This is a genomic window from Saprospiraceae bacterium (assembly GCA_016709995.1).
Lineage (GTDB): Bacteria > Bacteroidota > Bacteroidia > Chitinophagales > Saprospiraceae > JADJLQ01.
Map to the genome: position 1 here is coordinate 2,185,227 of JADJLQ010000001.1, position 12,716 is coordinate 2,197,942.

The window sequence follows — 12,716 nt, forward strand, 5'->3', positions numbered from 1 at the left end:
CTGCGCCTGAAATCTATTACTTTTTTTTGGTTGTTTTATCCGGGGTCAATGTCACCTTAAAAGGAAAACTAACTTCTGTCCACCCTGTGGGGATATCTATTTGTACCGAAGTGATGTTTCCCAGGTAATAAGAATAATCCAAAGACTTTTCATCTTTAAATTCGGAGCTGGAATAGCTGTCCTTTTTCAATGGAAACAAGGGTGATTTGCCATAGACTCTTAAAGCCTGGAGCTCACTGCTGCTTAGAATATCTTCGATCCCGCTCAGTGCATCTCTGTCTAAGGTAAGTTTATGACCTGCCATGGCAAGTATGCCTGCCTTTTTGTCTGGCTTCAGAAATGTCTTGGAGGCTATTGCTTGTGGGTAATTGACAGAGACCGTTCCCTGGACTTCGTCAAATTCCAATGCATTATACTCTTCATTTTGAGGAGTACAATAAAGGATACATTTTTCAGAGTCGTAAAATCCGTCTATTTCAGATTCTTTCACCAATTTCTTTTTGTTGAAAAATTTCAAATTAAGAAAGGATCCCTTTGCATATTTGATCAATAAATTATCGGATGGCAGCGCGTATTCAAGTCTGTAGCTGACCGTTTTATCCCAATCACTGACGAGGCGCCGTATTTTAATCCTGGTCTTATCTTTTATTTGGAGAGAGTCTACGGCAACCTGATTAGAAAAATCCTTTGGCAGATAATTTTCATATTTTTCATTGGTGACTGTACCTACGCCATTGATTAATATGGGTGTTGGCAGAATGGTAAATTTGTTTTTTGACTCTGAGGTCAATGCCATTTCATAGACATCGACGCGATGGATTACCCCATTGGCTTTAATATACATCAATGATCCCGGTCCCAGATCTTTGGGAAGCTTCAATGACTTGATGGTTTCTTTATCCGCCATATAAGCAAAAGAAGTATTGCTGGATACTTCAAGCGCCTGACCTCGGGCATTAAAAGGAATTAATTGAAAATTTTCGTAGCCGGTATTTATCCATATACTGGCAAAATCATTTTCCAATCGCAATAACCGGCCGGTGGCAGTGCCAATAGTAAATGTTTTATTGAGTTGCGATTTTTCTAATTTAACGATATTCAGTTTCGAAGGAGTTTTTATGGAAATTTCAGCTTCTATTTTTGTAATCTTATTTTGGAACGTATCCTTTAATTTCAAAAATGTTTGACCGCCATAGGTCATCGAGGACCACCTGTCTGAATTGGTATTTTCATCCACTAATAAATGGTCCTTATTGGATTTGTCCAATGCTTTCAGCCATTTGATATTGTATTCAACTATATCAGGGCCAGGAAAAAAGAAATTGTCAAATTCGATTAGTAACTGGCTTGATTCTCCTGAAAATGGGGATGGTCTGAATCCAAAACTGGATAGAAATAAATTAGTTCGTTCTTTTGCCACTGATTCGTTGATTTCCACGGGCAAAGCATGGTCTGCCAGTTGATCATTTTTTATTTCAGCAGAAGGTTTGAACTCTTCTTCTATGGCTTTGAGCATTTCCTGCTGAAATTCTTTCATCATAGCTATGCTATCCACAGCAGGCTTAGCAGAGCCTTTGTTATTTTGAGCAAAAACTAAATTACCCAGAGTGCAAAATATTAGACAAATGAATATTTTTTTCATATAAAAAAATTAAAGCTTATGATATTAAGCTACAAGGTAAAGCATATTTTGGCCTGAATTTTACATTTTTTGCCCTGGATCAATCTTATGTCTACATTATTTTAATGACTGAATCACCTTAAAATCAGAAGATCAAAACACTGGTCAAACAGGATGACCCATAGAAGGTCTTTTTGAATATTGAGTACCCAAATCAGCTCTTAGATATTGACAAATCAGCTCTTAGATATTGAATTATATAAAAAGCCCGGGCAAAATGCCAGGGCTCCATAATATAATTTTTTGCAATGACCATTACCTGCCACACCTACCATCCTTCTGGCTTACCGTGCCATTCCGATTGGAAGTAGCTTGTCTGTTATAGTTCCCTTCATTTTCATTCCTGCCATCACACTTGCCATTGGTTGCGGAACCACCATGTTCGCGGGTGCGATCTTTTTTACCGGCAGAAGCATCATCGGCTCTCCGTCCTGGTCTTTGGTCATTTTAGTATTAGGATTTCCAGCGCGATCCGGATATTGACTAGATTTTCCGGTTGTGGAAGTGCCAGCATTTTGGCCATCAAAAGAAGTATTGGTAGTGCTGGTAGTCGCCGGAGTAAAACTGGCGGTATTTACGATCACAGCCAGGTACGCTTTATGAATCAGTGTCTGCAAGTATTGTGCATGGCTCATATCTTGAGCAGCGACAAATAAAATAACCATCAGGAATGATTTGAAGATCAAGTTTTTCATTTTCATTTATTGTTTAATTGTAAATATTACGCTGTGTTTAGCAAATAGTTACATCACTGCATATCCTTCAATTCGCTAAAAAAATTATTTACCATTCATCCCTACTGACATACCTTTGACACTCGTCTCAGCTTACTTTGTGACTAAAACAAAACATCATGATCACTTTTATCGAATCTTTCAAAAGAGAACTGGAGTCTGAAGCGGCTCAGACTCGTCGCATGCTTGCCATCGTACCTGCTGACAAAATGGATTGGCAACCACATACTAAAAGCATGAAGCTCAAACCACTGGCCTCACACCTTGCAGAGATGCCTTTGATGATAGCTATCGTGTTAAAGCATCCCCGGTGGGACTTTATCAACAGTCCTTATCCAGCAGCAGATATGAACACGGCTGATGAACTTTTAGAGCGACTTGATTTTGCAGTCAATGAAGCCATAAAAGCCCTGGACGAATCCTCAGATGATATCCTGGAGGAACCCTGGTCTTTGGGTGCGGGTGATGTCACCTATCTGGCTCTGCCAAAATGGGAGGCAGTGAGGCATGCCTTCGGTCAAAATGCCCATCATCGGGCACAGCTCCAGGTTTGTATGAGATTGTTGGATATTCCTGTACCAGGACCTTATGGACCGAGTGCAGATGAGATGGGGGGATAATCTTTTCAAGTGAATTGAATAGAAAAAAGCAATTCATTACTAAAGCCGCTTACTTTTTTTGTTATTCACCCTATCCATATTGCCCTCCATAAAATTTCGTGCACCTTTTTCTTGCGAAAATTTTTCATCATTATATTGCTTGCTGGCATGACGCGCTATGGACAGGCTATTCCATGAACAGGACTTAAGCTCTTTTGCGATGTGCACCATTTGCCCGATATGATATGGATAGTGGGCCAGTTGCCTCAGAATGGCTTCCTGCACGGTCTGACCTTCATTTCGAATATATATGACAGTGTCGAGGTCTTCCGGTTTCAGTGAATCCAGGGCACCAAAAAGACACTCCCACCCGTTATTCCAAAGCTGCAAGAGTTCTTCTTTTGATTCAATGATTTTTTCAAACTCCTGATCTCGATTGCGCCAGGGTTTTTCTCCATCGGTGCTGAGAACATCTGTCCAGCGCGACACCATATTACCGTAAAGATGTTGGACGATGATCGCGATGCTATTGCAGTCTTCATTCGCCTGAACAAACAAATGTGGTTCTTCTACCTGATCCTTGGCTTTTTCACCCAACTTTTTGTAGTATAGAAAAAGCTTTTGAACAGAACCTACAAAGTCCATTATCTACATTATTTATGATTAATACGGATAGGTCTTTTTTTGACCAAACCAGGATCATAAACCGCACCTGAAGCCACCTGAACCATGGTGATTCGGACCTTTGTAGGAAAAAAATGTTCTGAATCTGCGCGTTTGTGGGCATGCCCCTGACCACCACTATCGTCTTTGATGACCAAATCCATCTGCTTGATACCTTCAGTCCAGATGATAGATTGATTTTCCCAAAAAGAATTCATATCGATATCTCTTTCGTAAACCCCTTCTTTCGTATAGATTTGAGTACCTGTGCATCCATAATTATTGCCCTGGCCTTTATTTGGGATATAACAGAGTGTCCAAACTGTTGGAGCATCTCCCAGGGGCCTTCTCGAGCACTTCTAAGCGGATGTGAACCGTGCCATTGCGAAAATCTACAGGATTGGTCCAGTCTTTGGGACGGTCGGCATTAATCAGATCACCCTTGACATAAAAATGGGATTTGCTTGGTTTGGAGCTATCCGCATCAGCTTTGGTGTAGGTAAATTGTACATCGAACAAGGTAAACTGATTAGCTGATCCAGCTTTGTATTTTGACTTATTGGTCTGTCCAAAAAATAAGGTCGGTATCCCCACCAAAACAAATATCATCCATCGGTGCATAAAGTTGAATATTTAAATTTTTTCCAAAATTAGTTTTTTTTTAAAAGGAAATATTCGTTATTCTTAGAAGAAAAAGATCAGATCACTTACTAAACATTAGATGAAATTTGGGATTACATTCACTTTAATGATGATAGCGCTTTCATTAAGCTCGCAAAGCTTTACGGAAGATATCGAGGTAAAACATTTTATTTCCGTGAAGTCCAATCTGATTGCTTCTGACAATCTGGACCTCACAACCAATCTTTCTATTGACCAACTCAAAAACACTGCTTTTACTATCACCCCGCGTCCGATCCAACTAAATGGTGCTACCCCTTTCATCAGCGTATCTGCAGCCTGGTATGAGACCAATGACAAGCCCGGCAATACGACCCTCGCTATACGATTCTCTACCAATGGCAGTGCCTGGGATAGCTGGACAGATTTTAAGCTTTATGATCATTTTGAAAAAGGAAGATTCACCGAAACCTCTACTCAGATGTATATTGATAAAAAATACACCTATTATCAATTACAAGTCAACAGCAACCTTCTTCACGAACGGCTCAATATACATGCCATATTAATCAATTTTTATAATCCCGGCTATGACTTAAAGGCCTGTTCGAATTCAGTCAATCGATACGACCAACGAAGGGTATCAACGGAGTCATGCACTTGCTTTAAGCCAAATTATGTGAGCAGGGCTAAATGGAATTGCCTGTATGTAGCGACACCAACTGCCAAACAGGCTATCACGCATATCATCCTTCATCACTCCGGCGGTCCTGCTTTATCTGCTAGTTGGGAAGCAACCGTATTGAGTCTATGGAACACCAGTACCATCACTTATGGATATACAGACATCGCCTATAATTGGTTGATAGCCCCTGATGGTACTATCTACGAAGGAAGAGTATATAACGGCATAGAGTCACCGGGCGATCACTTTTGCAACGCAGATGCTCAGACAATCGGCATATGCTTGTTAGGCAGTTATGATGATCAACAAATAACCTTAAAAGCAAAAAGCGCTCTCATCCAATTGTTGACCTGGAAATCATGTCTTTGGGAGCTCAATCCGGAGGAAATCACCTACCTGGCATCACTTGGATCTCTCCAACGCACCATCGAGGGACATCGGCTAGGGTGCCAGACAGCTTGCCCTGGCGACAGTCTACAGTCACTGATACCGCATTTGCGATCAGCTGTGAATACAGAGTTGAAACGCACTTGTTTTTCGACCCCCATCTATGATCAAAAGGCTACTTTGCAAATGACTTGCTACCCTAATCCATCCACCCATCAGCTATATTTAAATGGATATGTTCCGCAAAACCAGCTGAGCTACTACCAGATTTTGTCCATGGATGGCAGAATATTAAAAAGTAAAACCCTTACTGTGTCCGGGTCATTTAACGAAAAAGTGAAAGGTTGGGATCAATTTAAACCCGGGGTATACTGCGTACTCTTGACTGAGTCTAACCATACCATTCGCCAAAAAGTCATTAAGTTGTAAATTGAAAACTAATATCATCGAGATCAAATAGGCTAAAACCTTCTGACTTAAATAATTTATGAAAGGGATCATTTTGGGCATTATAGCATTCAGCATTTCGACGCAATGCATTAGTCAACAAAGCTTTGTAGAATATTTTGAGCTCAAAAATATGCTACCCAACTCACTAAAAATAGCAGATCTTACCAACCTGGACCCCCAGACCAATATACCAAGGAATGCCCAAAAACAAACTGGGGTATTGTTTGCGCCACAAAAGATTAAGTTGGATCATGTTGAACCCTTTTTGAGTTTTTCGGCAGCCTGGTCAGAACAAAATGAAGATCAAAAATCAATCTGCTCTCTTAGTCAGATTTTCGGCCAATGGCCTCGACTGGGATCCGTGGCTGCCTTTACATATAGAGAACCACTACGAAGGTGGTCGATTTACTGCGGTATCTACCTTAATGACCCTGGACAAATCCATATCTTACTATCAACTGAGGTGCATCAGTAATCTCAAATCAGATAGCACCAGTATTCAAGCTATTCGATTAAATTTTTTCAATCCTGGTTCTGTCAAAAAAATAACACCTCACCGGTTTTATCATCAGGCTTACGCGAAAAATCGTCTTGTGCTTGCATGAAGCCAAAATATGTCAGCAGATCTGGCTGGAACTGTCCTCAAGGGGCCTGGCCCGTTGCGACTACTTCACCTGTGACACACCTTATAGTACACCATTCCGCAGGTCAAAATAATTCACCAGACTGGGCTGCTACTGTGCTCAGTATTTGGAATTTCCATGTAGCATCCAATGGATATTCAGACATAGGGTATAATTGGTTGATTGCTCCCGACGGTACTTTATTTGAAGGAAGATATTCTGACGGAGCAGATGCCCTTGGAGCTCATTTTTGCAGTAAAAACAGCAATACTATGGGAGTCTGCATGTTAGGCCTCTATACTGATCAAACTGCCAGCCCAGAGGCATTGAGCACTTTAACTCAATTATTAGCATGGAAATCCTGCGAATTAAACATCGAACCCAGAGAAAGAGCTCCACATTCATCCAGCGGCCTCGATTTATTGCGCATCTCCGGGCATCGGGATGGCTGCTCCACCGAATGTCCGGGAGAAAAACTATACCAGGACTTGCCAAAGCTTAGGACCACCGTATCCGATCTGATCACTTCTGCGTGTTTGGCCACAGATATAACACTTCACCAGGACCGCTTACAGATATTATTGTCACCCAATCCCACAACGGGCTGGTCAGAGTTGACCCTCAATCCTTTACCATCCTTCACCTTGAACTACAAAATATTTAACAGTCAAGGTCAACTCATCTTTAAGTCTGACAACATCCTAACACGTAGCCCGGATCCATCCTACCTGCTAAATCTCTCCGGCTATCCAGGAGGGGTCTATCACCTTATAATCCAGGCAGGACCTGACATTATGCATCGGAAAATATTAAAATTATAGGCTTAAAAATAAGAAGCAAAGATCATTTTGTTCAAAATGCCAAAATTCATATCTTTGCACCCGCTTCCACAAGCTATTGACCTATAGTGTAACGGTAGCACACCAGATTTTGATTCTGTTTGCCTAGGTTCGAATCCTAGTAGGTCAACTAAAATGCCCTCTAAGTCGTTGATTTAGAGGGTTTTTTATTATGCCTGTCAAACATCTGTCAAACAAATTTAGGGATCCCATAGGCTTTTGCATAAACTTAGGTCATATATTGATGTTTTTACTTTTTGATCCTCTTGCGCCAAGTCAAATACTCACTTGGATCTACTATTGGTTCAGGCAGGTCACCAGTTCATATACTTATCTTTCTCCCCTAGAGGCACGATGTTATTTTAAATTATTCAACGCCTTCAGTACCAATACCCTCCAGGTGATCTCTCTATAGTCATGAAGCACTAGGTTCACGCGAATAACTACTATACAACAATCAATTATCTACCCAAAAATCTCCATACTTCTCCAGCTCCTCCATCGTAGGTATATGCCATTCGCTGTATACTATCTCATTATTATTTTCTCTACCAATACATTCTAGGTAAAAATTATGAACCAGAAGCAGAGAAAACGTGTATGGACCTTTCTTGAGTTCAGCTATACACCTACCAGAATTGCATACATTATCTGAGATATCAAATTCCTCAGGTAGATTAAAAGGATCATACTGCTTTATTCCCATTTTTATAAACACTTAAGATTAGCCAAATACCCACTACCAGATCTACAATATTCCATAAGGTCCGGCCTAATGATATCTTGATTATAGGTTGAAAAAGGATAGCAAGTCCAATATATACCAAAAGCATATTACTTTCCCCTGACTTTAGATTATAGGCCAGGTAAGAGAAACCTATTGCAGATCCTAATCTAACCATCTGATAATATCCGTAAGGCATTGGTAATAAGCATATTAACATAGCAATAGCCATGATTAATTTTATTATCCCTTCAGTATTTAGTTTGATATCCATATTTCCCAATAGAGGTGATAAAAGGTCTCAATAACCAATACGATATTAATAATATTCTAAATAATCGGGACAGTCTAATAAAAAATCTTTCAATTTGGAGCTTAAACAATAGATATTCAATAGAGTACATCCAGCCTGTTTATGACCAAATTTTTATGTAGCCAGATAGCCATACATAATAATAATATAGCTAAAGTTTAACATCTCGATGTCATCTTATCAGTACTGTTTCCCCTATAGGAAAAGAATTATATGATGGTAGAAATGCTCATACCTGGATAAAATAAGAATTTCTCCTAGGTAATTTAGGAGCTGACCCTGATATCAAATCTCTCCAGGACAACAATACAGTAGCCAAGTTTGCTCTTGCGAACACTGAAATATATCGGATGAAAAATGGAGAGACAAAATCAAATACTATTTGGCATACTTTAGTAGCCTGGCGTGGATTGGCCGTTTTTTGCAGGCCAGTACTTGCACAAAGGAAGCCACTTATATATCGAAGGGAAGCTCAATTATCGTCAATATGAGGGCAAAGACGGCCTTACAAAATACATTACTGAAATAGTCGCAGATCAAATCATTCTCTTAGATAAAAATTCAAAAGAAATAACCCCTGATCTTATAGAGGAAACCGACTTACCGCCTCCCTTTTAGAAAAATTTAAAAAAGTGAATTGTCCTAACGACAAATACGCTTTGTATAACGATAAATCATTGATAATCAGGTGTTATTATTTTTTGAAAGTATCATATAATATCATAAACTTATGTGTTACATGTCACTTTAGATTCGAGTAAAAGTTTAATCATAAGTGCTTATATTTGATGAACAAATGATAATAATTATGACAAAACAATTTAATGCGGAACAAAGTCTATCGAAAATTAAAGAAAGAATTTTAAAATTGGATTCTACTAAATCAGATGTAACTGAATTGGAATTTCTAATTCAAAACGCAATTGAAATTTTAAATGAAAATAATCAGTCAATTGATCAATTGTTTCATACATACTATGAAAACCGAATTAGAAATTTTAAACTTGTTCAACAGTTTTGCAAATCTGAAATTCCCGACACTGATTTTCAAATTGACTCGATTCCCGAAGAGTGGTCCACGCCTCTTGTAAACCGAGATTATTAGAAATGCTATATGCAAAGTTTGTCACCACTTCTTGGAAACATTTTATCTGATTTTGAAGTAATATTAAACCAAGTCGCTTGATTTTTATAAATCCAAAATGTCACCTGGTGTTTATCAAAATCTTCTAATTCACAAATATGACATATTCCAGTATTTAATAATAACTTATAACCTAAGCAGGGGTCATCACTATGGTGAATACTCATAATTTTAATTAACTTTCTAAATTAGCGACATGTAACATGTATTTTGTGTAAGAGTGGCATGAGATCCCGTTTTAACTCATTACTTTTTCTCTGTGATTACCGTTTGTGCCTGAGTTAAGTACTTTTATTCCACTCCTACACAAAGTCCTGTAAGTTGGCGGGCAACTGTAAACAAACACTCTACTACTTTTAAACATGAAATCAGAAATTAGGATAATATTAGGAGAGGATTCTTCAAATAAAGCAAAAGGAAATTGTTTTGAAGCCCTGGTCAGGAATTTATTGTCTCTTCATCAGTATGACATACGTGGCAATATCAACTTTGCTGGAATGGAAATCGATTTAGTAGCGGAACAGAAACATACTAAAGAGAGCCTGTATGTAGAATGCAAAGCGAAAGAAAAAGTGTCATCGGATGAACTTTCGAAATTTGCTTTTAATGTAGGTTTCAAGAAAGTCGATAAAGGGTACTTCTTTCGCACTCAAGAATTAGAAAGTCAGGCCGGAGCTTTATTAAGGGAAATGAAGGATAGAACAGAGTATAAAAACTTAACTTTTTTCGAGCCGACTGAAATTATTGAAATGCTTGAAGTAGGAAAAATGATTTATGAACCTCTGGCTAGCCTTGCAAATTTTGTAATATCAAAACGAATACTAGCAATAACCTTTTTGGGTGATTACTTTATATATCTCATCAATGAATCCAATGCTTTACCGACAAAATTTATTGCGGTTGACGCTAAACGAAATGAGAAAAAAGTTGCTTTAGAACACATCATAATGCTTCAAAACTCAATCGCAGAAATAAGCAGTTTATCTCTAATTGATAATTATTCTGAATATTTAATCAACAGTAGTAATGAAAAAAGCAATCAGCCAATTTTAGAGACAATTTCTGAAGTTCAGGAAAGTGAAAACTGGTATGATTATTTACCTGCTTCCTCCCGGAGAAATCACTTTGTTGGCAGAGACGATATTAGAACAAAAATCCTAAGCTATTTCAAAGAAATCAGAGATAAATCCTCTGAAAAAAGAATTTTTTATTTAAACGGAAAGTCGGGATGGGGAAAAAGCTCTTTGGTTTTGGAAATAAAAGAACGATGTTCAAACAAACACTACAAAAACAAGTTCTTTGGAATTGCAATTGACACACGTAGTGCGATATCGGACAACTTTGTAGCATTGTCGTTTAAAAAGCTTGTTAATTCTGCAATTGAAAGGGGATTTCTAAAAAAAGACATTTTTCATCAAGAAGTTAGCTTCACTTCCAACGTTGATTTGCTTTCATCAGAAAGTATTAAAATGCTTTTGGAGAAATTAAAATTATCTGGAAAATTTTTGGTGCTGATTTTCGATCAATTTGAAGATGTGTTTCGTAAGAAGGATTTTTTTAAGACCTTTTATAAATTCTTGACCGATGTAACTGACAGTAAACCTAACTTGATTATCGGCTTCTCATGGAAATCGGATTTTTTCATTCAAAGTGATGATCCTGCATATCATATATGGCAACAAGCTAAAGAACAGGCAAGAGAGTTTACGATAGGTGAATTTGGTGAGAAGGAAATTGATGGTATTATCAAGCAGCTTGAAGGTTCGATTGGTGAATTAGATAAAGGATTTAAAGATAGAATTAAAGAAAGTTCACAGGGATTGCCGTGGCTCACAAAAAAACTTTGTATTCATATTTTTGATCAAATTCAATCAGGGTTATCAAAAGAAAATCTTATCGAAGCCAATTTAAACATCTTAGATCTTTTTAAAAAGGATGAAGAGCGGTTAGAATCCCAAGAACTCAAGGCTCTTAAACTTATAGCCAAAAAGGCATACGACGGCAATTTTTTTGACGAAACAGAAGTAGGAGACATTATAGAGAGTGAGACCATTATGTCGCTCTTGCACAAAAGATTAATCATAAGGTCGGGCGCTAACTACAATATTTATTGGGATATATACCGAGATTATTTGGTTACAGGTATAATACCTCTAATTGGCGAAAGTTATTTACTCCGGCAACCTGTAAATATTTGTTTAGAGGTTTTGCTTTTGTTTCAAGCAAATGAGAATGTCACTATTGAAACAATTTTGAAAAAACATCCCAAGGAAATTAGTGGAGAGACGTTATACAATATATTAATCGAATTGAGGAACTTAGGAATTGTTCAAAAAAATGGAGATTATTATTCGATAACTAACCAAATCGAGATAAGCAAAGAAGGGTTCATTATTTTCATTACTGCAAAATTTCAAAACTACACGCCCTACTTAAAACTAAAAAATTTAAACAAAAATAAGATCGCTAAAGCGGACGTAGTTCAAATTTTAAAAAGCACATTCAAACAGGAATTTCAAGATGCAACTTGGGAGTATTATGCTAATTATTTAATAAGTTGGCTTTTGTTTTTAGACTTAGATGTTAAGAGTAAAATTATTAAGCCAGTTAAAGGAAGAGGTAGGGGCCATTCAAATATTACTTTGGGGACAAATCCGAAATGCTTCCAAGAAGTTCATCAAAAGAAATAATTGAGCAAATTCCGCTGTTATTAAACAATGAATATATCATAAATAAAAGGTTTAAACGTGATTTGTTACTACTCGAAATTATAGACGACCAAAATAGATTAACTGAGTTTGGAAAAGTGTTAGCACTTGATAAAGAATTGGTTCTCGAACAAAAGTTAAAGAAAAATGCTTACAACTTTCTAAGATGAAAACCATCAAGGAAATCATTGATATTTCATCTAAAGTAACTTCAAAAAAATTGCTCAATTTATTGCCAACAAACTTTTTCGATGGGGAAAAGGAAAGTTCAAAAATAATCTACGCATCAAAGGTTTTAACTTGGGTAAAATAACAGCAACCGCCAACAAAAGTATTGGCAAAGGCTGGGCAGACGGAAGCTGTGTCGCATCATTTGTAACGCTGTGCAGCAGTGATTCGGGCATGACAAACAACTTTGGGCTAAATACAAATCATCAACTTTTATTTCTATTTTCAACATAGGTTAGCCTGGGCAGGACAAGCAACAAATTCCCAGCCTTCGCCAATACTTGCCCGTTGAACAAACCTTATTGCTAAAATCTGTT

At 37.8% G+C, this 12,716-nt stretch carries 10 protein-coding genes, 1 tRNA gene and 2 pseudogenes; 8 read left to right on the forward strand and 5 right to left on the reverse strand.

Features of this window, described 5'->3' with window-relative positions; translation table 11 throughout:
* Positions 1 to 16: 16 nt before the first annotated feature.
* Both IPJ09_09175 and IPJ09_09180 read right to left on the reverse strand, forming a co-directional pair.
* A complete protein-coding gene (locus IPJ09_09175; protein MBK7371600.1) occupies positions 17 to 1,642 on the reverse strand; it encodes a hypothetical protein in 1,626 nt (541 codons plus the stop codon).
* Between the two features lie 323 nt (positions 1,643 to 1,965).
* A complete protein-coding gene (locus tag IPJ09_09180) occupies positions 1,966 to 2,376 on the reverse strand; it encodes a hypothetical protein (GenBank protein ID MBK7371601.1) in 411 nt (136 codons plus the stop codon).
* Positions 2,377 to 2,534: 158 nt separating this feature from the next.
* On the opposite strand from IPJ09_09180, the gene IPJ09_09185 reads away from it, so the two are divergent.
* Positions 2,535 to 3,035 carry a DinB family protein gene (locus IPJ09_09185; protein MBK7371602.1) on the forward strand — a complete coding sequence of 167 codons (501 nt, stop codon included), beginning with the start codon at positions 2,535 to 2,537 and terminating at the stop codon, positions 3,033 to 3,035.
* Positions 3,036 to 3,074: 39 nt separating this feature from the next.
* On the opposite strand, the gene IPJ09_09190 is transcribed toward IPJ09_09185, so the two are convergent.
* Both IPJ09_09190 and IPJ09_09195 read right to left on the reverse strand, forming a co-directional pair.
* Complete coding sequence (locus IPJ09_09190) at positions 3,075 to 3,659, reverse strand: DUF1572 family protein (GenBank protein ID MBK7371603.1); 585 nt, start codon at positions 3,657 to 3,659, stop codon at positions 3,075 to 3,077.
* 8 nt (positions 3,660 to 3,667) lie between these two features.
* Positions 3,668 to 4,205: pseudogene (locus IPJ09_09195) on the reverse strand (hypothetical protein).
* A 220-nt stretch (positions 4,206 to 4,425) separates the two neighbouring features.
* Between IPJ09_09195 and IPJ09_09200 the strand changes: the two are divergent.
* From IPJ09_09200 to IPJ09_09215, 4 genes are all read left to right on the forward strand, one after another.
* A complete protein-coding gene (locus tag IPJ09_09200; protein ID MBK7371604.1) occupies positions 4,426 to 5,799 on the forward strand; it encodes an N-acetylmuramoyl-L-alanine amidase in 1,374 nt (457 codons plus the stop codon).
* A gap of 58 nt (positions 5,800 to 5,857) precedes the next feature.
* Positions 5,858 to 6,295, forward strand: coding sequence for a hypothetical protein (locus tag IPJ09_09205; GenBank protein MBK7371605.1), 438 nt, complete (start codon positions 5,858 to 5,860; stop codon positions 6,293 to 6,295).
* A gap of 126 nt (positions 6,296 to 6,421) precedes the next feature.
* Positions 6,422 to 7,264: an N-acetylmuramoyl-L-alanine amidase gene (locus tag IPJ09_09210; GenBank protein MBK7371606.1), complete on the forward strand. Its 843-nt coding sequence runs from the start codon at positions 6,422 to 6,424 to the stop codon at positions 7,262 to 7,264.
* Between the two features lie 77 nt (positions 7,265 to 7,341).
* Positions 7,342 to 7,412 (forward strand) — tRNA-Gln (locus IPJ09_09215).
* A gap of 556 nt (positions 7,413 to 7,968) precedes the next feature.
* On the opposite strand, the gene IPJ09_09220 is transcribed toward IPJ09_09215, so the two are convergent.
* Positions 7,969 to 8,280, reverse strand: a complete 312-nt coding sequence (locus IPJ09_09220; GenBank protein MBK7371607.1) for a hypothetical protein — start codon at positions 8,278 to 8,280, stop codon at positions 7,969 to 7,971.
* A 323-nt stretch (positions 8,281 to 8,603) separates the two neighbouring features.
* Here IPJ09_09220 and IPJ09_09225 point away from each other — a divergent pair.
* The 3 genes and pseudogenes from IPJ09_09225 to IPJ09_09235 all read left to right on the forward strand — a co-directional run bounded on the left by IPJ09_09225 (position 8,604) and on the right by IPJ09_09235 (position 12,153).
* Positions 8,604 to 8,937 (forward strand): annotated as a pseudogene (locus IPJ09_09225) (single-stranded DNA-binding protein).
* A gap of 190 nt (positions 8,938 to 9,127) precedes the next feature.
* A complete protein-coding gene (locus IPJ09_09230) occupies positions 9,128 to 9,424 on the forward strand; it encodes a hypothetical protein (protein MBK7371608.1) in 297 nt (98 codons plus the stop codon).
* A gap of 401 nt (positions 9,425 to 9,825) precedes the next feature.
* Positions 9,826 to 12,153 (forward strand): AAA family ATPase, encoded by a 2,328-nt coding sequence (locus tag IPJ09_09235; GenBank protein ID MBK7371609.1) that lies wholly within the window; start codon positions 9,826 to 9,828, stop codon positions 12,151 to 12,153.
* The last annotated feature ends 563 nt before the right edge of the window (positions 12,154 to 12,716 follow it).

Coding starts and splice junctions, on each gene's coding strand:
- IPJ09_09190 (MBK7371603.1), bottom strand. CDS start 3,659: ATGGACTTTGTAGGTTCTGTTCAAAAGCTTTTTCTATACTACAAAAAG.
- IPJ09_09180 (MBK7371601.1), bottom strand. CDS start 2,376: ATGAAAAACTTGATCTTCAAATCATTCCTGATGGTTATTTTATTTGTC.
- IPJ09_09175 (MBK7371600.1), bottom strand. CDS start 1,642: ATGAAAAAAATATTCATTTGTCTAATATTTTGCACTCTGGGTAATTTA.
- IPJ09_09210 (MBK7371606.1), top strand. CDS start 6,422: ATGAAGCCAAAATATGTCAGCAGATCTGGCTGGAACTGTCCTCAAGGG.
- IPJ09_09185 (MBK7371602.1), top strand. CDS start 2,535: ATGATCACTTTTATCGAATCTTTCAAAAGAGAACTGGAGTCTGAAGCG.
- IPJ09_09230 (MBK7371608.1), top strand. CDS start 9,128: ATGACAAAACAATTTAATGCGGAACAAAGTCTATCGAAAATTAAAGAA.
- IPJ09_09235 (MBK7371609.1), top strand. CDS start 9,826: ATGAAATCAGAAATTAGGATAATATTAGGAGAGGATTCTTCAAATAAA.
- IPJ09_09200 (MBK7371604.1), top strand. CDS start 4,426: ATGATGATAGCGCTTTCATTAAGCTCGCAAAGCTTTACGGAAGATATC.
- IPJ09_09205 (MBK7371605.1), top strand. CDS start 5,858: ATGAAAGGGATCATTTTGGGCATTATAGCATTCAGCATTTCGACGCAA.
- IPJ09_09220 (MBK7371607.1), bottom strand. CDS start 8,280: ATGGATATCAAACTAAATACTGAAGGGATAATAAAATTAATCATGGCT.